Origin of the sequence: Leclercia sp. S52, from assembly GCF_039727615.1 — a bacterium.
GTDB classification, from domain to species: Bacteria; Pseudomonadota; Gammaproteobacteria; order Enterobacterales; family Enterobacteriaceae; genus Enterobacter; species Enterobacter adecarboxylatus_B.
The window spans coordinates 3,941,875-3,964,154 of sequence record NZ_CP152474.1; the positions used below are offsets into that span (position 1 = coordinate 3,941,875).

General features: G+C 58.0%; 18 protein-coding genes and 1 pseudogene. 4 read left to right on the forward strand and 15 right to left on the reverse strand.

The genetic code is table 11. From position 1 onward, the window contains the following. Nucleotides 1–79: 79 nt before the first annotated feature. From recC to rppH, 9 genes and pseudogenes are all read right to left on the reverse strand, one after another. Nucleotides 80–3,450, reverse strand: a pseudogene (gene recC / locus AAHB66_RS18795) (exodeoxyribonuclease V subunit gamma). A 12-nt stretch (nucleotides 3,451–3,462) separates the two neighbouring features. Further along, the gene (locus AAHB66_RS18800; RefSeq protein WP_142486961.1) at nucleotides 3,463–3,786 is read right to left on the reverse strand and encodes a prepilin-type N-terminal cleavage/methylation domain-containing protein; all 324 of its coding nucleotides are present in this window, start codon (nucleotides 3,784–3,786) and stop codon (nucleotides 3,463–3,465) included. Then, on the reverse strand, nucleotides 3,771–4,175 hold the full coding sequence (locus tag AAHB66_RS18805; RefSeq protein WP_347114048.1) for a DUF2509 family protein: 405 nt from the start codon (nucleotides 4,173–4,175) through the stop codon (nucleotides 3,771–3,773). Before AAHB66_RS18805 ends, AAHB66_RS18800 begins: the two co-directional genes overlap by 16 nt. After that, the gene (locus tag AAHB66_RS18810; RefSeq protein ID WP_347114050.1) at nucleotides 4,172–4,735 is read right to left on the reverse strand and encodes a prepilin peptidase-dependent protein; all 564 of its coding nucleotides are present in this window, start codon (nucleotides 4,733–4,735) and stop codon (nucleotides 4,172–4,174) included. The genes AAHB66_RS18805 and AAHB66_RS18810 overlap by 4 nt, the downstream gene beginning before the upstream one ends. After that, nucleotides 4,726–5,190: a prepilin peptidase-dependent protein gene (locus tag AAHB66_RS18815; protein WP_347114051.1), complete on the reverse strand. Its 465-nt coding sequence runs from the start codon at nucleotides 5,188–5,190 to the stop codon at nucleotides 4,726–4,728. The genes AAHB66_RS18810 and AAHB66_RS18815 overlap by 10 nt, the downstream gene beginning before the upstream one ends. A gap of 183 nt (nucleotides 5,191–5,373) precedes the next feature. Beyond that, nucleotides 5,374–6,168, reverse strand: a complete 795-nt coding sequence (gene thyA, locus AAHB66_RS18820) for a thymidylate synthase (RefSeq protein ID WP_142486965.1) — start codon at nucleotides 6,166–6,168, stop codon at nucleotides 5,374–5,376. Between the two features lie 6 nt (nucleotides 6,169–6,174). Beyond that, on the reverse strand, nucleotides 6,175–7,047 hold the full coding sequence (lgt, locus tag AAHB66_RS18825) for a prolipoprotein diacylglyceryl transferase (protein WP_347114052.1): 873 nt from the start codon (nucleotides 7,045–7,047) through the stop codon (nucleotides 6,175–6,177). Between the two features lie 192 nt (nucleotides 7,048–7,239). Then, a complete protein-coding gene (ptsP, locus tag AAHB66_RS18830) occupies nucleotides 7,240–9,486 on the reverse strand; it encodes a phosphoenolpyruvate--protein phosphotransferase (RefSeq protein WP_347114053.1) in 2,247 nt (748 codons plus the stop codon). A gap of 12 nt (nucleotides 9,487–9,498) precedes the next feature. Next, nucleotides 9,499–10,029, reverse strand: coding sequence for an RNA pyrophosphohydrolase (rppH, locus tag AAHB66_RS18835; RefSeq protein ID WP_325932828.1), 531 nt, complete (start codon nucleotides 10,027–10,029; stop codon nucleotides 9,499–9,501). 684 nt (nucleotides 10,030–10,713) lie between these two features. Between rppH and mutH the strand changes: the two genes are divergently transcribed. The 3 genes from mutH (at nucleotide 10,714) to AAHB66_RS18850 (ending at nucleotide 12,922) form a co-directional block, all read left to right on the forward strand. Further along, nucleotides 10,714–11,406, forward strand: a complete 693-nt coding sequence (mutH, locus tag AAHB66_RS18840; RefSeq protein ID WP_347114054.1) for a DNA mismatch repair endonuclease MutH — start codon at nucleotides 10,714–10,716, stop codon at nucleotides 11,404–11,406. Between the two features lie 129 nt (nucleotides 11,407–11,535). Then, nucleotides 11,536–11,754, forward strand: coding sequence for a lipoprotein YgdR (ygdR, locus tag AAHB66_RS18845; RefSeq protein WP_032613767.1), 219 nt, complete (start codon nucleotides 11,536–11,538; stop codon nucleotides 11,752–11,754). Nucleotides 11,755–11,881: 127 nt separating this feature from the next. Continuing rightward, a complete protein-coding gene (locus AAHB66_RS18850; RefSeq protein ID WP_347114055.1) occupies nucleotides 11,882–12,922 on the forward strand; it encodes an NADP(H)-dependent aldo-keto reductase in 1,041 nt (346 codons plus the stop codon). A 169-nt stretch (nucleotides 12,923–13,091) separates the two neighbouring features. On the opposite strand, the gene lplT is transcribed toward AAHB66_RS18850, so the two are convergent. Then, entirely contained in the window at nucleotides 13,092–14,285 is a 1,194-nt protein-coding gene (gene lplT / locus AAHB66_RS18855; RefSeq protein WP_347114056.1) for a lysophospholipid transporter LplT, read from the reverse strand. After that, entirely contained in the window at nucleotides 14,278–16,437 is a 2,160-nt protein-coding gene (aas, locus tag AAHB66_RS18860; RefSeq protein ID WP_347114057.1) for a bifunctional acyl-ACP--phospholipid O-acyltransferase/long-chain-fatty-acid--ACP ligase, read from the reverse strand. The genes lplT and aas overlap by 8 nt, the downstream gene beginning before the upstream one ends. Nucleotides 16,438–17,058: 621 nt before the next feature. Between aas and galR the strand changes: the two genes are divergently transcribed. Beyond that, complete coding sequence (gene galR / locus AAHB66_RS18865) at nucleotides 17,059–18,075, forward strand: HTH-type transcriptional regulator GalR (protein WP_347114058.1); 1,017 nt, start codon at nucleotides 17,059–17,061, stop codon at nucleotides 18,073–18,075. Here the strand turns inward: galR and AAHB66_RS18870 are convergent. From AAHB66_RS18870 to AAHB66_RS18885, 4 genes are all read right to left on the reverse strand, one after another. Continuing rightward, complete coding sequence (locus tag AAHB66_RS18870) at nucleotides 18,036–18,512, reverse strand: GNAT family N-acetyltransferase (protein WP_347114059.1); 477 nt, start codon at nucleotides 18,510–18,512, stop codon at nucleotides 18,036–18,038. The genes galR and AAHB66_RS18870 overlap by 40 nt on opposite strands. Beyond that, a complete protein-coding gene (locus AAHB66_RS18875; protein ID WP_333853751.1) occupies nucleotides 18,509–19,282 on the reverse strand; it encodes a GntR family transcriptional regulator in 774 nt (257 codons plus the stop codon). The genes AAHB66_RS18870 and AAHB66_RS18875 overlap by 4 nt, the downstream gene beginning before the upstream one ends. A 72-nt stretch (nucleotides 19,283–19,354) precedes the next feature. Then, nucleotides 19,355–20,782, reverse strand: a complete 1,428-nt coding sequence (locus tag AAHB66_RS18880) for a glycoside hydrolase family 1 protein (protein ID WP_347114060.1) — start codon at nucleotides 20,780–20,782, stop codon at nucleotides 19,355–19,357. Next, nucleotides 20,779–22,116: a PTS transporter subunit EIIC gene (locus AAHB66_RS18885; protein WP_347114061.1), complete on the reverse strand. Its 1,338-nt coding sequence runs from the start codon at nucleotides 22,114–22,116 to the stop codon at nucleotides 20,779–20,781. The genes AAHB66_RS18880 and AAHB66_RS18885 overlap by 4 nt, the downstream gene beginning before the upstream one ends. Nucleotides 22,117–22,280 lie beyond the last annotated feature (164 nt).

The following is a 22,280-nucleotide window of genomic DNA, read 5'->3' on the forward strand; positions in this document are numbered from 1 at the left end:
GTGGTGTACATCAGTCCATGACAAGATGGGCATCATAAATGAATGCCCAAACCTGCGCAATTTTTATACAGGGCCAGGACTAATTAAATTTATACAGCGGCAACAGGTAGCGTCGGGCCTCGTCGGTGATGGCCTCATAGTACTCTGGCTCGAGGGTTCGCCACAGGCGTTGATACCAGACGTCGTCCCCTTCCCCACGCACAATCATGTTGCCTTCGTAGGCCTGCAAAAACTTGCTGCGGGCTTTTTGCAGGGTCGCCTCATCCGTTAACATCGCATCATTTGTGGCGTCGTAACAGGTTTTAATCCACGCTCCCCCCACTTTCTGGCAGCAGCAGCAGCGGCGTATTCATTCCCTGCCGGTAGCCTTCAACCAGCTGCGAGAGATACTCCATGGCCTGCGCGGCAGGCAGTGCCGGGAAGCGCCATTCACCGTCCTTGCGCACAAACAACCGGCTCTCACCTTCGCCACCGCTTGCACAATAGACAAGGTGTTCCAGCCAAAGTTGCAAACCTTGCGAAACGCTGAGCATCGACGGCCGCCAGCGCAGCAGCCCGTCAGGCTGCACATGCTGCAGCCACCCCGTCAGATTCACGCCGTTGCAGTTAAGATCGATCTCCATGCTCTTTCCGGGCTGGCGACACTCAATCACCCGCCCAGCCAGGACCTGCATCTCCTCACACTGGGCATCCCAGGTGATTTCCCCGAAGGCACCATACGGCAGCTGACCCGCCGCGCGATAGCGGCGGAACAGCTTCTGCGCATCCTCCTGCTCCACCAGCGCGTTAAGCAGCTGCTGGTTTAACTGGTAGCGGCTTAGGCCGTCCAGGGTAAAAGGCTCTGCATCAGGGATCTCGCTCTCTTCGGAGCGGAAATGGACCTGCAACCGCATCTGGAAAAAGGCCCGCACCGGGTGGGCCCAGAAACGCTGGAGCTGTTCAAACGCGACCGTCTCCAGCGGCAGCGGATCCAGGGTCTGGATAAAATCGCCGTGGGCTATCCCTTCCCGCTTCGCGGCCGGCAGCCATTCCCGGGCATAGCTCTGCTGCTCGTTGTTCTCGTAGTTGACGGCATCAAACGGCATACGGCTGTGACAGCAGGTGATATGCGCCTTCACGCGCTGTTCGCTCTCATCACAGTTCAGATGCTCATCCCCCCGGCAGGTAGTGGCTTTGTCCGATGTAGTCCACCAGCTCCTGAACCAGCACCGACGGGAACCGTTCGCTGTTATCCTGGATGGAACGGCCGATATAGCTGATATAGAGCTGCTGTTGGGCAGAGATCAGCGCCTCGAGGAACAGATAGCGGTCGTCATCGCGACGGCTACGGTCGCCGCGCTGGGACTGCTGGCTCATTAAATCAAACCCCAGCGGTGCCAGCGCGCGCGGGTAGACGCCGTCGTTCATGCCCAGCAGGCAGACCACCTTAAACGGAATGGAGCGCATCGGCATCAGGGTGCAGATGTTCACCGGCCCGGCGAGGAAGCGCTGGCTGATTCGTTCCTGGTCGAGACGCAGCGTGAGTTCATCGCGTAACAGCGACAGGGGGATCGCTTCGCCGTAGTGCGAGGCGATCCCCTCATCAATGATGGCCTGCCACTGCTGCTCGATTAACGCCATCGCCGCTTCGGTTTCCTGATCCGGCAGGAAGAAATCATTGAGCATCTCCCGGCATACCGGCATCCACTCCTCGAGCGAGCGCGACTTCATTAGCTCCCGCCGCCAGCGGTTAAGCTGCATCAGCAGCGAAGCGAGATGGCCCACCAGCTCGGCAATTAAACCACTGGATTCGTCATACGGCAGGACGGCATTCCACTCCCCCTGGCTGCTCTCCATGGCGTAGCCGAGCAGCATACGCGTCAGGCCAAACTGCCAGGTATGCTGACCGGTGACCGGCAGCTCAAACTCCTGCACGTTGTCATCGTCCATTCCCCAGCGGACGCCGGATTCGTTGACCCACTGGCGCAAATAGCGCAGCGCGTCCTCATCAATATCAAAACGGGCCGCCAGCACCGGCACGTCCAGCAGGGCCAGCACATCCTCCGGCACGAAGCGGCTGTCCGGCAGGGAAAGCAGGCTGACAAACGCCTGCAGGGCCGGGTGCGACTGGCGTGCACGGCGGTCCGATATGGCAAACGGCAGGTAGCGATCGCCCGTTGCGCTGCCAAACACCGCCTGGATATAGGGACTGTAGCTGTCGATGTCGGCCACCATCACCACGATATCGCGCGGCGTCAGCTGCGGATCGTCCTCCAGCATCGCCAGCAGTTTGTCATGCAGCACCTCCACCTCACGCTGCGGACTGTGGCACAGGTGGATGGTTACGCTGCGATCGTCAGGATCGAGCAGGCGCTTGTTGGCGCTGTTGGCAAACTCGGCGGCGGTAACGCCTGCCACCGCGCAGTTTTCCAGCTCCAGAATATCCCGCTGCACGTTATGCAGCAGGCTGTCCGGAGTGATATCCGCAAAGGCATCGACATCCCCTTCACCGGAGGCAGTAAGTTCGGAGAGCATGTAGATATAGTCGCGCCCCAGTTTGCCCCAGGAGGCCAGCAGCGGATTAGGCAGGTTCTGAATACCCTGTTCGTCAAAGAGGTCAGCCGCCGTATCGCTGTCTTTGAACAGCGGCACCGCGTGTTCGTCAAACAGGCGACGACGCTGGCGCGTAACGATGCGGGCCAGCCAGCGGGCATCCTGAATATCCCCCCAGTAATGCCGGCAGGGGTTGGTGAAAAGAATATGAATGTCGATATGTCTGCCCAGCGCATTCAGCGCTCTCAGATAAACCGGCGGCAGGGCGGAGATCCCGCAGATAAAGACCCGGGACGGCAGTCCGGCAGGCGGCACATTGGCCGACTCCAGCGTGGCGATAAAACGTTCGTAGAGATTGGCTCGGTGCCACTGCGGCTGGCCCAGCTGTTCGGTGTGTTCCACCAGCGCTTTCCACAGCGGCGCCTGCCAGACCTGCGCCTGGTCAAGGCCGTCAATCAGTTCACCCGCTTCCCAACGCGTTAACCACTCCGGGCGATAGACCAGATACTGGTCATAGAGATCGGCAGTACGCGACGCCAGCTGAAACAGTTTTCGTTTGTCGGTATCGTCATTCAGGTAGTGGCGCAGCATGGCGAACTCGTCATGCGTCAGCATCTCCGGCAGCAGCGTCATCAGCTTCCAGCTCATGCTCTGCTTGTTGAACGCGCTTTGTTTCGGGATCTCCGGCAGAACGCGAACAAACATATCCCAGATAAAGCTGGCGGGCAGCGGGAAATCAATGTTGGCGGCAATACCAAACTTTTGCGACAGGGACATCTGCAGCCACTGGGCCATACCGGTGCTCTGAACCAGGATCATCTCCGGTTCAAAGGGATCGTCGAGCCGCTGCTGCTCGACGATAAATTCCATCAGTGCTTCCAGCACATCAAGACGGTTTGAGTGGTAGACCCTTAACATTGCTGCTCCCAACTACTGGCTAACCGGGCAGTGCAGGCGCGTCATTTGACCCTGCCGACCCAATGGAGAAATAAGTGAGACCGAGATGCTGACACATCCGGCCGGTGTTGTCTGCACCCTGTTTACCTGCCAGCCCGGAGGGATCTCCCCGGCGGCCAGCTGTGACTGAGACCAGACATGACGCCAGAGCTGGCGATACTGCTCCAGGGTGACAAACCGGCTGGCTAAAACACGATGGTAACCCGCCAGCCCGGTGACGACCATCACCATCAGCATCATCGCCAGCAGGACTTCGACGATGCTGAACCCCTTCTGTTTCGCTACGGTTGCTGACATAACGTCCTCTCCTTTATGGGGCAGAAATCGCTCCAGCCGTGCGGCGAGAAATGCACCCCATCGGCCGTGACCTCGCCCAGCCGCCACAGCGTCACGCTACCGCTGCTGGCGATAAGCAGCGCGCGCCCTTCCAGAATGCGTAAGCAGACGCGCCAGGGCTGCTGAAGATGTTGTCGGCACGCGAATTCAGCCTGGGTTTGCCAGGAGAGCGTTCTTCCCCACTCCAGCGCGGATTGGGCGATGGCCTGATGCTCTATCGCCTGACGTTCCGTACTGACGATACGCGTCAGGGCAGCCAACTGCTGGTTAAGCCCGGCCAGCATCAGGCTGCCGAGCATTAACAGCAGAAGCACCAGCGCCAGCGACGACATCCCCTGCTGCCGGTTCACAGATTAAACCCGGTAACAATGTGGTACGCCTCGACCTCGCCATCGCGCCGTCCGTTGACGGAGGCCGCCAGCGTCAGGCTCAGCTCCGGCGCAAAGCCCGCACGTGAAATGCGCTGCACCTGAAAACGCTGAACCCTGAGCCTGTCAGGATCGGTCATTCTCTCCCAACCCTTCCCCTCGCACTGCGTCGCACCTCGCAACGTTTCCAGTGCGCCGCCGTTGAGGCGAAAGCCGGTCTGCTCTGCGGCGGCTGATGGCATGGTTTCCCAGCGACCGTTGCTGTTTTCATCCCACTGGACAATGACGCATTCGCCGCGCTGACCAATCATCAATGCCTCGCCTTCGCACTTACCCGCACAATACCCGGCCCGTTGCAGATGCTTACCGATGCCGTTGATGCGCAGCCAGAGCTCCTCTTCCAACTCCTGCTGCTTCGTCAGCCCCATTATCGACCGCTGTAGCGCGGGCAAGAATCGCGCCGCACTCATCAACAGCACGCTGCCTATCGCCATGGCGATCAGCACTTCTGTTAGCGAAAATCCCCGCTGCTTCACCGGCATGCGAACTCTCCCTTGCCGTTGCACATGCGAATACGCCCCCATGCGGAAACGAGGATCAGCCACTCTCCGGCCTGGCTTTGCAGACGGACGCGTCCGGCCCAGGCGGTATCCCGTAAACCGTAGAAACCCAGCGCAGGCGTCAGCTCGGTGAGTTGAATGTCAGGCCACTGCGGGGTAAGGACAAAAGCGTTGTCCGCCTGGCACCCCGGGATGCCGGTCTTTAACAGACACCACTTTTTGCCGTCCTGTTGCAGCGCCACAATATGGTCCCGGTTATTGCGCCAGGCGTCGTTTCGCAGTACCACCAGATAATCCCGCACCTGGCGCGCCGTCTGCCACAGCTGCTGTTGCTGCTGCCAGCGCCGCCAGCCGTAAAGCCCTGCTGCACTAAGCGTCACAATCAGCGATATAGCGATCAGCATTTCCATGAGGGTAAAGCCCTTTTGCTTTTTCATGGCGGCAGTGTGCCGTGAGAAAAAAAACCATTCGAGGGGCAGATGGGCAGATTACGAGGCGGTTTCAGCACTTTTTGAGGAATTACAGCGCGTTGCAATCTGCGCGGACGCAGGCTCGCAAAACTATCATGCAGGCATAAAAAAACCGGCGCGAAGGGCGCCGGTTATGTCAGGATTGCAGCATCAGATGGCTACAGGGGCTTTGATTCCCGGATGCGGGTCGTAACCTTCAATTTCGAAATCTTCGAAGCGATAGTCGAAAATGGAGTCCGGTTTACGTTTGATCACCAGCTTCGGCAGCGCACGCGGCTCACGGGTCAGCTGCAGGTGGGTCTGCTCCATATGGTTGCTGTACAGGTGAGTATCCCCACCGGTCCAGACAAAATCACCCACTTCCAGGTCACACTGCTGGGCCATCATATGCACCAGCAGCGCATAGCTGGCGATGTTGAACGGCAGACCGAGGAACACGTCGCAGGAGCGCTGGTAGAGCTGGCAGGAGAGCTTGCCATCCGCCACGTAGAACTGGAAAAACGCGTGGCACGGGGCCAGCGCCATCTTGTCCAGTTCGCCCACGTTCCAGGCCGACACGATGATACGGCGCGAGTCTGGATCGTTTTTCAGCTGGTTCACCACGGTGGTGATCTGGTCAATATGGCGACCATCCGGCGTTGGCCAGGCGCGCCACTGCTTGCCGTAGACCGGGCCCAGATCGCCGTTTTCATCCGCCCATTCGTCCCAGATAGAGACGTTGTTTTCACGCAGATAAGCGATATTGGTGTCGCCCTGCAGGAACCAGAGCAGTTCATGAATGATTGAGCGTAAATGGCAGCGCTTGGTCGTCACCAGCGGAAAGCCTTCCTGCAGGTTGAAGCGCATCTGGTGGCCAAAAATGGAGATCGTACCGGTGCCGGTGCGATCGTTCTTTGGCGTGCCCTCATCGAGCACTTTTTGCATCAGTTCAAGATACTGTTTCATGATTCCTCAGGAGACCTGTTGCTGTGGACGGCGGTACGCCCAGACCATCATCGCGATACCTGCGACAATCATCGGAATGGAGAGGATCTGCCCCATGCTGATGTACTGGACCCACGTCCCGGTAAACTGCGCATCTGGCTGACGGAAGAACTCAACGATGATGCGGAACGCGCCATAACCGATCAGGAACAGGCCCGATACGGAGCCCGTCGGACGCGGTTTACGGATGAACAGGTTCAGAATGATAAACAGCACCACGCCTTCCAGCGCCATTTCATACAGCTGGGACATATGGCGCGGCAGCACGCCGTAGGTGTCGAAAATCGACTGCCACTCCGGATGCGACGGCAGCAGCGCGATATCTTCGGCACGCGACTGCGGGAACAGCATGGTAAAGGAGACGCTCGGATCGACGCGGCCCCACAGCTCGCCGTTAATGAAGTTACCGAGACGACCTGCGCCCAGCCCAAACGGGATCAATGGGGCAATGAAGTCAGCCACCTGGAAGAAGCTGCGTTTGGTACGTTTGGCGAAGATGACCATTACCAGGATGACGCCGATCAGGCCACCGTGGAAGGACATGCCGCCATCCCAGACGCGGAACAGGTAGAGCGGATCGGCCAGGAAGACCGGGAAGTTATAGAACAGCACATAGCCGATACGTCCACCGAGGAAAACGCCGAGGAAACCGGCATACAGCAGGTTTTCCACTTCGTCTTTGGTCCAGCCGCTGCCAGGGCGTTTGGCACGACGGCCAGCCAGCCACATGGCAAAGACGAAACCGACCAGATACATCAGACCGTACCAGTGAAGCGCAACGGGTCCTACTGAGAAAATGACCGGATCAAACTCCGGAAAATGCAGATAGCCACTGTTCATCTGTCACCACAAGATGTTGTTATTCCGCTGAAAGTGGACAGCGGCAGAGATGCGCGCAAAGGATTACCCTGCGCTCCAAAGTTGCGAATCATAGCACAAGCAAGCGTGGAGGTTGCGCCCGAGATGTAAAAGATGTGTATAGAGACTTCGCGCAGTTTGTATCCCTCCCCGGGGGGAAGGGATATCTGATGCTTAACGCCCGCCGCGGATCAGGCCACCCATGCCGCGACGCTCCATAAAGGCCGCTACCTGATGACGCACTTCCGTTGCCAGCTGTGCTTCAAGGCTGCGTTTCGCCAGCAGCTGTGCATCTTCGAAGTCGATATGGCGCAGGAGATACTTCACGCGGGCGACGGAGCGCCCGTTCATGGATAAATGACGGAAGCCGAGGCCAATCAGGATCGCCACACACATTGAGTCACCAGCCATCTCGCCGCACAAACGCAGATCGAGCCCCTGCTCTTGTGCCTCGCGGGCAATCATCGCCAGCGCACGCAGCATCGCGGGATGCAGGCTGTCGTAGAGGCTCGCCACCCGTGTATTGTTGCGATCCACCGCCAGCATGTACTGAGTCAGATCGTTGGTGCCCACCGAAATGAAATCGACGCGGCTCGCCAGCTGCGGCAGCATAAAGACCATCGAGGGAACTTCGAGCATCACCCCAATGCGCGGTTTAGGGATTTCGTAGCCGATCATCTCTTCGACTTCCCGTCCGGCGCGTTCGATCAGACGACGGGCTTCATCGATCTCGTCAATGCTGGTGACCATCGGCAGCAAAATGCTGAGGTTGCCGGTCGCGGCATTGGCGCGCAGCATGGCGCGCACCTGGATCAGGAAGATCTCCGGCTGATCGAGGGTAATGCGGATCCCACGCCAGCCCAGGCAGGGGTTCTCTTCGCTGATCGGCATATACGGCAGTTGCTTATCCGCGCCAACGTCGAGGGTGCGCAAGGTCACCGGTTTGTCGTTGAACATCTGCAGCATGCCCTGATACTGCGCGACCTGCTCCTCCTCAGAGGGGAAGCCGCTTTGCAGCATAAACGGGATTTCTGTGCGATAGAGACCGATGCCATCAATGCGGCTGCCGAGCTTCTCTTCGTGCTCCGGGCTTAACCCGGCATTGAGCATCACTTTGATTCGCTCACCGCTTTTCAGCGCGGCAGGTTGATTAACATCATCTTCGGCGAGACGGCTAAGCTCGTTCTCTTCGCTGATAAGCTTTTGATATTCCTGCAGCAGCACCGGCTCAGGATCGACCAGCAGCTCGCCGCGATAGCCGTCGACCACCAGCGTGCGTCGGTGCAGCGCCGAAGGCTGAATATCCGCGCCCATCACCGTCGGGATCCCCAGCGCGCGCACCATAATGGCGGCGTGGGAGTTGGCGGCACCATCACGCACTACGATCCCGGCAAGGCGGTCCTGCGGCAGTTCCGCGAGGGTGGTAGCGGAGAGTTCATCCGCCACCAGCACAAAGCGCGGCGGCCAGGTATTGGCACCCTGAATGGTGTCATCAAGATGGAACAGCAGGCGCTGGCCTAAGGTGCGCAGATCCCCGGCACGCTCTTTCAGATAGCCGTCGGTTAAGGCGGCGAACTGCTCGGCGAATTTTTCGACGATCTTTTTGACCGCCCACTCTGCGACAGAACCGTTGTCGACTTCGTCAAACAGCTCCCGGCGCAGTCGCGCATCGGACAGCAGGTGGGAATAAAGATCGAAGATCGCCGCCGTCTCTTTCTGTGCCCCGGCGGCAAAACGCTTGCTGTAGCGGCGAAACTCGTTGGCGGCCTCTTCCAGCGCGCCGGTGAGACGTTCGCGCTCAAGGGCAGTGTCCAGCGTTGAGGCTTCGTAAACCTGCTCCATTAACGGCAGCGTGGCGTCCATCCAGCCTTCTGCAATCGCGACGCCCGGCGAGGCCGGTAAGGCGCGAATGCGCGTCTGCCGGTACTGACCAAACAGCGCCGCCAGCTGAGACTGTGAGAGGATAGCCGCCATTTGCGTGGCCAGCGTAACGAGGAACGACTCTTCGCTTTCATCGTACTGGCGCAGCTCACGCTGCTGTACCACCAGCACGCCAAGGAGCTGACGACGCTGGATAATGGGTACGCCGAGGAAGGCGCGGAAGCGCTCCTCTTTTACGGAGGGGATGTATTTAAAGCTGGGGTGTTTCTGCGCATCGGCAAGGTTGATGGGTTCTGCCAGTCGCCCGACCAGACCCACTACGCCTTCATCAAATGCCAGCGCAACGGTACGACCACGCGGTTTTTTTAATCCGCGCGTGGCCATAAGGTAGTAACACCTGCGGTCGTGGTCGGCCAGATAGACCGAACATACCTCGGTTTCCATCGCAAGGCAGATATCCGTGACCAGAATATCCAGCGCCTCGTTGAGCCGTGGGGCACTGGCCACCTTCTCGACTATTTCGCGCAGGCGGGTGAGCATAATGTGCGTAGCTTAACCTCTTTTACGTCGCCAGGCAGGTGCGCTCTGCGGCTTAGGAGGGGTCTCCTGAAGCATCATCACAGCACTTGCAAACTCTTTCATCACCCTACGGTAAACGTCGCGCTTAAACGACACGACCTGACGAACGGGATACCAGTAGCTGACCCAGCGCCAGCCATCAAATTCGGGCGTGCTGCTGGTTTGCATATTGATATCCGCATCGCTGCTCACCAATTGCAGAAGAAACCATTTCTGTTTCTGGCCGATACATACCGGCTTTGTGTCCCAACGCACCAAACGCTTCGGTAACTTGTAACGCAACCAGTTGCGGGTCGAAGCCAGAATGCGAACATCCTTGCGGCTTAAGCCAACTTCTTCGAACAGCTCCCGATACATCGCTTGCTCTGCGGACTCTCCAGGATTGATCCCCCCTTGGGGAAATTGCCAGGAGTGCTGACCATATCGCCGGGCCCACATAACCTGACCCTGGCGATTACAAATTACGATACCTACATTCGGGCGGTAGCCATCGTCATCAATCACCGGACTACCCCAAACTAAACCTTATATATAAATGATTGTTTCACACTCCAGTGAGACGGTAAACCACTCTCTTTCTGGCCTGGCGCCTAATAACATTTGAATAACTCACAATTATCAGCGGAGTTATAAACAGATGACCGGTCTGAAAGGCAATTTTATTCACTTTTTCTGTGGATAGAGTTGTGAAGAAGTGTGGAATTACCGATGGACAACCCAGATCACTCTGAATATTACAGAGATAAGTCATTTTTACAAATCACTATAATTCATAGAGTTAAATTGTGAATTACCTGAATTACACAGCGTTATGTGATACAGGTCACCTTTAAGATCTTCGCGCTGATGAAAGATCGAACAACGTCGGTTTTATCCACAGATTGTGCCAATAAGTTAGGCACATTTTGTCTGATTTTTCGATTTTCGTCCCACGTCAAGGCTGTAAATGGAAACAGTAGTGGGGGTTATTCCCAGTTATCCCATTTTTCTGTGGATAACAGGGTGTAAGATCCTGTTTATTGTCAGTGACCAGATTTGAACAACCGGGATATCCCCTTTAGCGAAACGGAATTTCAGGTGATAAAAACGTTGATAAATCATCGACCTGGCATCAGCAAAAAGAAAAAGATAAACTCACTGCGTGCAGTGGAAAATTGCTGTTCACTTTTTAACCAGAAGGCAACATTCATGCTTCCCCTCGTCCCCCTGTCCTCTCCCCCCGCAACGGAAGCGGCATTACTACAGCAAGCGCAACGCCTGGCGGGATACTCGCTGGGAGAACTCGCTGCCCTGGCCGGTTTGCCCATTCCGCCCGATCTTAAGCGTGATAAGGGATGGACGGGCGTTCTGCTGGAGCTGTGGCTGGGAGCCAGCGCAGGCAGCAAACCTGAACAGGATTTTGCCGCGCTGGGGGTTGAGCTGAAGACTATCCCGATCGACAGTCTGGGCCGCCCGCTGGAGACCACCTTTGTCTGCGTGGCACCGTTAACTGGCAATACCGGGATCACCTGGGAGAGCAGCCACGTGCGGCATAAGCTAAAGCGCGTGCTGTGGATCCCGGTGGAAGGAGATCGCGCGATCCCGCTGGCGGCACGGCGCGTCGGTGCGCCTTTGATCTGGAGCCCAAATGAAGAAGAAGATCGTCAGCTACGGCTGGACTGGGAAGAGCTGATGGACATGATCGTGCTGGGTCAGGTTGAGCGTATCACCGCCCGTCACGGCGAAGTGCTCCAGCTGCGGCCCAAAGCGGCAAACAGCAAAGCTCTCACCGAGGCCATCGGCGCACGCGGCGAACCGATCCTCACCCTGCCCCGCGGCTTCTATTTGAAAAAGAACTTCACGGGTGCACTGTTAGCACGTCACTTTCTGCTGAATACCTGATTTTTTGGCCAGAATTATGCCGTTTATCACATATTTGCCTGTTTTTTCAGATTTCACCGCTTTGTGAAAACCATTGCCCGGGTTATTACTACAATAAGATGTGATACGAGCCAGGTGGAGGTAATAAGAATGAAAAAATGGGCAGTGATAATCTCGGCTGTTGGTTTAGCGTTTGCCGTTTCAGGTTGTAGCAGCGATTACGTCATGGCGACGAAAGATGGTCGCATGATCCTGACCGACGGCAAACCCGAAGTCGACGATGATACCGGTCTGGTCAGCTACCGCGATCAGCAGGGTAATAATATGCAGATTAACCGCGACGACGTTTCGCAGATTATCGAAAGATAGTATTGAAGGTCAGCAGCTTGCTGGCCTTTTGATTTTCTCTTCCCGTTTTGCTTCCCTTCTGTCATGTTTATAGTCCCTTGTCGGGAGTTTCCTGACGCGTTTAACATGTCTACTAAGGAAGCCGGCTATGCATTATCACCGTATCCCCCATAGCGCTCTTGAGATAAGCCAACTGGGGTTGGGCACGATGACATTTGGTGAACAAAATAGCGAAGCCGATGCCCATGCACAACTCGATTACGCCGTCAGCCAGGGTATTAACCTGATTGACGTCGCTGAAATGTACCCGGTTCCGCCACGTCCGGAAACCCAGGGTTTAACCGAAACCTACGTCGGCAACTGGCTGGCAAAACGCGGTAACCGCGAGAAGCTGGTTGTTGCCTCCAAGGTCAGCGGCCCGTCGCGCAATAATGACAGCGGCATTCGCCCGAATCAGATCCTCGATCGTAAGAATATCCGCGCGGCGCTGGACGCCAGCCTGACGCGTTTGCAGACCGATTACCTCGACCTTTATCAGGTTCACTGGCCTCAGCGCCCGACCAACTGCTTCGGCAAGCTCGGCTACAGCTGGAGCGACAGCGCACCGGTCGTCACGCTGCTGGAAACTCTGGAAGCCTTAACCGAGTGCCAGCGCGCGGGGAAAATCCGCTACATCGGCGTCTCTAACGAAACGGCCTTCGGCGTGATGCGCTATCTGCATCTGGCGGATAAGCACGACCTGCCGCGCATCGTCACCATCCAGAACCCCTACAGCCTGCTGAATCGCAGCTATGAAGTGGGTCTGGCGGAGGTGAGCCAGTATGAAGGCGTTGAGTTGCTGGCATACTCCTGCCTCGGCTTCGGCACGCTGACCGGGAAGTATCTCAACGGTGCAAAACCGGCGGGGGCACGTAATACGCTGTTCAGCCGCTTTACCCGTTACAGCGGCGAGCAGACGCAGAAAGCGGTAGCGGCCTATGTGGATATCGCCCGACGTCACGGGCTCGATCCGGCACAGATGGCACTGGCCTTTGTGCGTCGTCAGCCGTTTGTTGCCAGCACCCTGCTGGGCGCAACCACCCTGGAGCAGCTGAAAACTAATATCGAAAGCTTCCAGCTGGAGTTGAGTGAAGAGGTTTTAGCGGAGATTGAAGCGGTGCATCAGGTGTATACCTACCCGGCACCGTAATAAAAGCAAAAAGGCAACGTAAGTTGCCTTTTTTGTGTTTGCTCCCTCTCCCCGTGGGAGAGGGCCGGGGTGAGGGCATCAGGCCGCACATCCGCCTGATTGCCCGGCGGCGCTTCGCTTGCCGGGCCTACAAAGTCTAGGGCAGAGTGTTCCGCCACCCGAAACCCTATCACCGCCGACGCTGCCACACCCACAGCGCCGCAATCGCCAGCGCAAACAGGCCACCAAAGCCAACGCCAATGCCCACCACCGGCACACCCACCTTCACCGCCAGCGAGTAAATCCCGAGCATCAGCAGCATAGCGGCGTTTTCGCCGAGGTTTTGCACCGCAATCGCATTGCCTGCCCCAACGGTCTGCTTCCCGCGCTCCTGCAGCAGCGCATTCAGCGGCACCACGAAGAAGCCACCGCAGATCCCCATCAGGAACAGCAGCGCATAGGCCGGTAACAGCGCATGCTGCAGCGCGAAGAGCAGTACCACCACGCCAATCAGGATCCCGGCGGGCATGCAGCGCGCGACGGTTTGCAGCGTCACCAGCTTCGCCGCCGCACCTGCGCCAAGCACAATCCCCACCGCCACCATGGCGTTAAGGTAGGTTGGCGTGGCGTTATCGGTAATGCCCAGCGCCGTCGGCACCCACAGCACCAGCAGGAAGCGCAGCGTCACCCCCGCGCCCCAGAACATGCTGGTTCCCAGCAGCGAGAAGCGGGTTTCGCCGTTTCGCCACAGCACGCGGCAGGCGTTAAAGAAGCTGGCAGTCATCGGGGTAAAGCGCCAGGATTGACCCGGACGGGCCGCCGGCAGTTTCGGGATAAACAGGTTGGCGATCACTGCCCCGGCATACATCACCGCGCAGATCCCCAGCGCCGCCAGCACGTGCCAGTCCGCCAGCACGCCGCCTGCCATCGAGCCCAGCAGGATCGCCGCAATGGTCGAGGCCTCCATCAGCCCGTTGGCTTTAACCAGCTTATCGCCGGTCGTAAGTTCACCGAGGATGCCGTACTTGGCCGGGGAGTAGGCAGCTGCCCCGATCCCCACCAGCGTATAGCCAATAAAAGGATTCACGCCAAAGCAGATGCTGGCGGCGCCCAGCAGTTTGAGGCTGTTGGCGAACATCATCACCCGACCTTTGGCGAAGCTGTCTGCCACCTGACCAACAAAGGGGGCGAAAATGATGTAAGCGCCCACAAACACCATCTGCAGGATCGGCTGGCTCCAGTCCGGGTAAAACTGGGATTTGAGCAGCGCCAGGGTGGCAAAAAGCAGCGCGTTATCGCCAAAGGCAGAGAGGAACTGCGCGGCGGTAACCGCCATCATCCCCTTCGACCAGATGGAGGTGTTAGTGGGTACTGACTCACTCATTATGCGGCTCCGCCTGGTCAACCATGCCTTTGAGAGTAACGAAATCCGGTTTGCCGCTGCCCAGCACCGGGAGCTGCTTCAGATAACGAATATCGCGCGGCACGGCCAGCTCCGGGATGCCGTGTTCACGCGCATGCTGGAGCAACTGCTCGCGCTTCAGCTCGCTGTCGGTGGTAAAGAGCACCAGCGCCTCACCTTTGCTGGCATCGGCTTTCACCGCGGTGGCGTGCATTTTGTCGGCCGATACGGTCAGCGCCAGCTGTTCCACCATCTCCAGGGACACCATTTCCCCGGCGATTTTGGCAAAGCGTTTCGCCCGGCCCTGGATCTGCACGTAGCCCTGCTCGTCAAAGCGCACAATGTCACCGGTGTCGTACCAGCCGGTCTCCACCTCGCCGTTAACGTTTTCCGCCGTTGGCGCTTCCAGTACGCCCGGGTTTTCCACCCGAAGGTAGCCATTCATCACGTTCGGCCCTTTCAGCTGCAGGCGCCCGCCCTCTTCAATGCCCGGAACGGCGAGCAGACGCGCGTCCATCCCCGGCAAGATGCGCCCGACGGTGCCGGGTTTCGCCGCCATCGGCACGTTAATGGAGACCACCGGCGCGCACTCGGTCACGCCGTAGCCTTCCAGAATGCGCAGGCCAAACTTGTCCTGCCACAGCTGGCGGGTGCTCTCCTGCAGCTTCTCCGCCCCGGCCACCACATAACGCACGCGGTGGAAATCATACGGATTGGCGAAACGGGCGTAGTTGCCGAGGAAGGTCGAGGTGCCGAAGATCACCGTACAGTTACGGTCATAGGTCAGCTCGGGCACGATGCGATAATGCAGCGGGCTCGGGTAGAGGAACACCTCGGCACCGGTCAGCAGCGGCGTGAACAGCCCCACCGTCAGGCCAAAGGAGTGGAACAGCGGCAGCGCCGACATAAAGCGATCTTTCGCGGTGAAGTCGGCGATGGTTTTGATCTGCTCGACGTTGGCCAGCAGGCTTTTATGGCTGTGAACCACCCCTTTCGGGTTCCCCTCCGAACCGGAGGTAAAGAGGATCACGGCGGCATCTTCCGGCTGCTGTTTGACCTGCGCCAGGTGCGGCACCAGCAGGTGTGCAAAAATCCACAGCTTGTCGCCGGTGGTCACTTCCGCTTTCAGATCTTCGAGGAAGACCCAGCGCACCTGGGTGAGCTGCTCCGGCAGATGCCAGAGTTTGCCTTTATCGAGGAAAGTGCGTGAGGTGAACACGGTGTTGATCTGCGCGGCAGTGATGGCGCTGCCGAGCCCCTTCACCCCTGCGGTGTAGTTCAGCATCGCCGGGATGCGCCCGCGGGAGACGGCACCAAAGATCACCGCGGCGCTGATCCCGGCGTTGGGCAGCATCAGGCCGATCTTTTCGCCCTGCTTACTGTATTTTTCCAGGATGCGCCCCACAAACAGGGTCTTGGTCAGCAGCTTGTGATAGCTGTCAGGGGCAAAGTTAATGTCGTCGATGCAGTTTTTCTTTGCGCCATAGCGGTACATCGCCGTCAGCAGCGACTCGTACAGGGTCTCACGCGGGCGAACCGCCATCCGGGCTTCCATCATCACCTGATGCAGCATCTCACCGGCGATTTTACGTCGATCGCGGGCGCGCGGCGCGTCGGGCATCGGCAGGGAGGTCGGCGGCAGCAGATGCAGGGTGATGCGCGGGAACAGGCGCTGTTTCACCAGCCCTTTCAGGCGGCTGAAAAAGGTCAGCTCGGCACCTTCAATACGCACCGGCACCACGGTGGCACCGGATTTCGCCGCCACAAAGCCCGCGCCGTCATAGATTTTCATCAGCGAGCCGGTGATGGAGATGCGCCCTTCCGGGAAGATCACCACCGGACGCCCCTGCTCAATCAGCCGCACCAGATGTTTGATCATCATCGGTTTGGTCGGGTCGAGCGGGACAAAATCGATCAGCTTCGTCAGCCAGCGCATGTACCACTGCTTGCTGACGGAGGTATAGACCGCAAACACCGGACGCACAGGTAAAAACAGCGCCAGCAGAATGCCATCAATAAAGGAGACGTGGTTGGGGGTAATAAGAACGCGATCGGCGTGCAATGCCTGTGTATCGCCTGTCAGACGGACGCGAAAAAGAATACGGAACAGCGTGCGGAAGAACCCAAATAGCATTTCAACTCCCTTTGCCTTTCAATTAGCCGGGTTATGGTAAATTGTGGCAGATTACACGAGAAGTGCAGCAGGAGCGACAGCCGGATAAAGACAAAAAAAAACCTGCGCATCTGCGCAGGCTGGTGCAAGAGATGAGTACGCAGTACGTACTAAGAATTCTCACCAATCAATACCTCTGGGATCTTGATTGTGGATCCAGGCCATCAACTTCACCAGCGTAAAAAAGCAAGCGAATGAGCCGAAGTGCAACCAGGTGTGAATTTTATCGGCGGCTGTTACATATTGAACAACAAGCAAAAAAAACCTGCGTAAGAACGCAGGCTGGTGTAAAGCGTGGCAGTTAACCGCGGGTTAACTTCACCTATCAATACCTCTGGGATCTCAAATGTAGCAACGGCGACCAAATCCTCGCCAGCGGACAATCGCAACAGCCTGAGGCAAAGTGTAACCAAAGATTCAAATTCACCCGCGTCTGTCACGCTTCGCTGTGTAACGATTACACGATTTCAACCGCTGTGTCTCATGTTTGTGAATTGCCTCACCGCCCTGCGCTTGAATACGCCTGACTTTTCCGCAACACTATTTAGTGTGTAAACGCTTACCCCAATAAGAAGGTAGAGAATGGCGACAATTAAGGATGTGGCCCGAATGGCGGGTGTTTCTGTTGCCACGGTTTCACGCGTTATCAACAACTCCCCCAAAGCCAGCGAAACCTCCCGCCAGGCGGTTCTGACGGCCATGGAGTCGCTCAACTATCACCCCAACGCCAACGCCCGGGCGCTGGCTCAGCAGTCCACCGACACCGTCGGGCTGGTAGTGGGCGATGTGTCGGATCCCTTTTTCGGCGCGATGGTGAAAGCCGTCGAGCAGGTCGCCTACCATACCGGCAACTTTCTGCTGATTGGCAATGGCTACCACAACGAACAAAAAGAGCGGCAGGCGATTGAGCAGCTGATCCGCCACCGCTGCGCGGCGCTGGTGGTGCATGCCAAAAAGCTGTCGGATGACGAGTTAGTGCATCTGATGAAGCAGATCCCCGGCATGGTGATTGTGAACCGCATTATCCCTGGCTATGAACAACGCTGCGTGGCGCTGGACGATCGCTACGGCGCATGGCTTGCCACCCGCCACCTGATCCAGCAGGGGCATACCCGCATCGGCTATCTCTGCTCAAATCACGCCATTTCTGACGCCGAAGATCGGCTGCAGGGCTACTACGATGCGCTGCGCGAGAACGACCTGCCCTGCAACGATCGTCTGGTCACTTACGGTGAACCCGATGAGCGCGGCGGCGAGCAGGCGATGACGGAGCTGCTGGGACGGGGGCGTAACTTTACGGCGATCGCCTGTTACAACGACTCAATGGCCGCCGGGGCAATGGGAGTGCTGAACGATAACGGGATTGACGTGCCGGGGGATATTTCGCTGATCGGCTTCGATGACATTCTGATCTCCCGCTATGTCCGGCCGCGGCTGACCACGGTGCGCTACCCGATCGTCACCATGGCGACCCAGGCGGCGGAGCTGGCGCTATCCCTGGCGGATAAACGTCAGCCGCCGGAGATCACCCATGTGTTCAGCCCGACGCTGGTGCGCCGTCACTCGGTCACGCCACCGGCAGAGTCTGCCAGCGAATAGCGATAGAGGTGCACGGTTTTGTCCGGGTACTCCAGACCGTCACCGATGTAGTGCCAGCCGTAGCCTTCATAGAAATCACGGCAGGCGGACCAGAGATGCAGCTCGCGATACCCGCGCTCTGCGGCATATTTCTGTACGTGCTGCTGTAATTTCCCCGCCAGCCCCTGTCCGCGCGCGGCTTCATCCACGTACAGCGCCGCCAGCCAGGGATAAAGATCCTGGCGGGCGATCAGGTCGCAGCGCCACAGCCCCACCGTGCCGAGTAGCTGTTCGCCCTCGGTGGCAATAAAGGTCAGCGGCAGCGCGCCCGGGGTTTGGCTGTGATTCACGACGCTGGCAAAAAAGTCGCGCGGCAGGCCGTCACCAAAGGCCTGCCACAGCCAGTCGATCACCTGCTCCGCATGCTGCGGGGCGGCGTACAGCGGTTGAATAATCACACCAGCTTCCCCTGAAAAATGGGCACCGACTCAAACAGATAGCCGTCAAAGTCCGGAGCATCTTCGTCGGAGAGCTCCAGCAGGCTCTTTTTCACATTCTCGAGATGCTGGAACATCGCCTGCCAGGCACCCATCACGTCGCGGCGGCGCAGGGCGGCGAGGATGGTCTGCCTGTCGCCCAGCCACTTCAGACGATACGCCCGGCTGGCAATATGGGCATTAAATTGCTGCCACAGCGGGCTGCTGTCCATGTTGTGCCAGACGCTTTCGACAGTCGCCAGCAGCATCTGATTCTGGGTGGCCCCCGCCAGCACCAGATGGAACATCTTGCTGTTGTCCTGGCTGTTGTCGTTGGCGGCAATCGCCCGCTGCTCCTGCTCGATGATGCGGCGCAGGTTGTCGATGTCCGCCCGGGTCGCCATTTTGGCGGCAAAAGCGGCGATGTTGCTTTCAAGCAGCTGGCGTGCCTGCAAAATCTCAAACGGACCAACGTCGCTTTTCAACAGACGCTCTTCCTCGTTCTCATGCTCTTCGGGAATGCGCATCACGTAGACGCCGGAGCCCTGACGGATATCCACGGTACCCTGCAGCTCCAGCATCAGCAGCGCTTCCCGCACGATGGTGCGGCTGACGCCGTAGGTTTCCGCAATATTGCGCTCCGGCGGCAGACGCGAGCCCACGGGATAGTGCCCCTGGATGATCTGGGCGCGTAAATCCTCGCCAATCTCCTGGTACTGCTTCTTTTCCGCCGGGACGACAGCCTTATCCACGTTATCACCTGTACTCTGAGTTAATGCGGGCCATTTTGCGCACTATGTTACCAGAAGCGTCGCGATCTGCGCCTACTTCCATTCGTCATCGAGGGTCAGGGTCAGGACGCGCTCATCGCGCAGTTGCCGGAACCAGCTGGCCGATTTTTTAGGGCGTCGGGCGCGGTTATCCGCCAGATCGATCTCAATCAGCCCGTAGCGGTTCTTAAAGGCGTTCATCGGCGAGACGTTGTCGGTGAAAGCCCACAGCATATAGCCGTGGCAGTTTGCCCCCTCCTCCCGCGCCAGCAGGGTGTAATAGAGATGCTCGCTGATAAAGTTGATGCGGTAGTTGTCCTCGATAATGCCATCGCGGTTACGGTACTGGCCTTCGTTTTCAACCCCCATCCCGCTTTCGGCCACGAACCAGTCGATGTTGCGGTAGTCGTTTTTGATGCGCATCGCCATGTCGTAAATGATGCGCGGGGCGATCTCCCAGCCGCGGGAGGGGTTCATCCGCCGCCCCGGCAGTTCAAACGGCTCGTAGTAGTACGCCGGATGGAACGGCGTCTCGGGGTGCCAGGCCCGGGACGGGGCCTTCACCCGGTGCGGGTAATAGAGGTTGATGCCCAGCTCGTCGACGGTGTTGTCAGCAATCAGCGCCAGCTCTTCGGGGCTGTAATCCCACGGCACCTGATGTTTCTCCAGCAGGGTGAACAGTTCCTGCGGGTAGTGCCCGTGCACCAGCGGATCGAGAAACACCCGGTTGTAGAACAGGTCGTAGATCTCCGCGGCCTTCACATCGTGGGCGGCGCGTGAGCGGGGATACGTCACTTCCGGGTTGAGAATGCAGCCCACGCTGCCGCTGTAGCTCTTCTCGCGGAATAGCTTCACCACCTTCGCCGTCGCCAACACTTTGTGGTGATTCCACTGCATCCAGGTGCTGGTGTTCTGTTCATAGGGCCAGCGCAGCGCGTCGAGGTAAACCCGGGTCTGGACCACAATCGGCTCGTTGAAGCTAAACCAGCGCTTCACCACGTGATGGTAGCGGGCAAAGACTTTCTCGGCATAGCGGACGAACAGCTCCACCACATGCTTCGACGCCCAGCCGCCGTAGGTTTCCAGCAAGGTGCCCGGCAGCTCGTAGTGCTCAAGGCAGATCATCGGCTCAATGCCCTGACGGTGCATCTCGGCAAACAGGGCGTCGTAATACGCGGCGTACTCCTCATCGACGGTGGCGTTTTCATAGTCGGTGAGAAAACGCGACCAGTTGATAGAGGTGCGGTAGTGGGTCAGCCCGGCCTGCTTCATCAGCGCCACGTCTTCGCGGAAACGGTTGATGAAATCGGTGGCGATCGCCGGACCGTAGCCGTTATGCCACACCTGGCGATCGTTTTTGTACCAGAGGTCGATCCACGAATCCTGCCCCGCTTTCTTGCCGCTCCAGCCTTCGGTCTGCCAGGCGGAGGCCGCGGCCCCGAGAATAAAATCCTCGGGGATAGTCATCTGTTTAATGCTCATGCGTTATTCGTCGCCTCCTGGTTAGCGGCCTGCATCGCGGCCTGCTCGGCACGGCGTGAAGCGATCTTCACAAACGGCAGATAGATAAGAACGGCCGTAATGATGCAGACAAACTGGGTGACCACTGCGCCCATCGAGCCGGCGGTAGAGAGCCAGGCGTTGATCAGCGGCGGCGTGGTCCAGGGCACCATCACCACGGCTTTGCCGGCAAACCCGGTGACGGTAGCGAAGTAGCCGATGGAGCCGGTGACTAATGGGGTGATGATGAACGGGATCGCCAGAATCGGGTTGAGCATGATTGGCATACCGAAGATTACCGGCTCGTTGATGTTAAAGATCCCCGGGCCGATGGAGAGCTTGGCGATCTCCTTCATCTCTTTGCGTTTGGTGCCGATCATCACCGCGATCAGCAGGCCGATGGTCAGGCCCGAGCCGCCGATGCTCATGTACACATCCCAGAACGGCATAGTGATGATGTTCGGGATCTCTTTCCCCTGCTCAAAGGCGCTCATGTTGACGGTGATCGCCCCCAGCAGCAGCGGCTCGCGGATCGGCTTGATCATCTGGTTACCGTGGATGCCGATCACCCAGAACAGCTGGGCGACGAACATTAGCAGCAGGATCCCCGGCAGGCTCTGCACCACCCGCTCCAGCGGCTGTTGCACCACCTGATACACCGCATCGTAGAGGTACATGCCGGTGACCTGATGGAACACAAAGCCGAAGGTGGCGATGAGGGTGGTGGTAATGATCGCCGGGATCAGCGCCGAGAATGAGGCCGACACGTTTGGCGGCACGGTGTCCGGCATCCGGATTTTCAGCCCCGGACGGCCCTCCAGCCAGCAGTAGATCTCTACCGACAGGATGGCGATAAACATGCCAAGGAACAGGCTGCGTGTATCGGAGAACTGGCGCAGGAGCACATCTTTCACCATGTGCATTTCGCCGTCGACCATCATCTCAACGGTCGTTGGCGTGACGCAGATAAAGCAGATCACCGCCAGCAGGCCCGGGAACAGGGACTTAATGCCGTTGATACGCCCCAGCTCGATGCCGATCAGGAACACGGCCCCGATATTGAGGAAGTTCAGCGTGGCGTAGTTCAGGGCGCTGGTGATCGGCTTCAGCGTGGCGAGAAACGAGAGCGACTGAAAGCTGGCTAAGCCGTTTTTCGGATCCAACACCATGTTGGAGATCAGCACCGAGAATGCGCCCACGATGATGACCGGCATTAAGGTGATGAAGGCGGACTTTATCGCCATGATATAGCGATAACTGTTGAACTTTGTGGCGAAACTGCCCAGAGAGTTGATCAGTTTTTCCTGTAATGCCATGGGGTAATACCTCAGTAAAAGGGCCTTTATTGGGATAAGGTGTACAGCCGTCTTCTATTGGCATACCAAAAATAGCTTCCAGTCACGATTTGTTCTGTGATTAAGCTCTCAACGCGGCAAGAGGTATCCCAGAGTGTGATTTATAACCACTTTGGTATGCCACT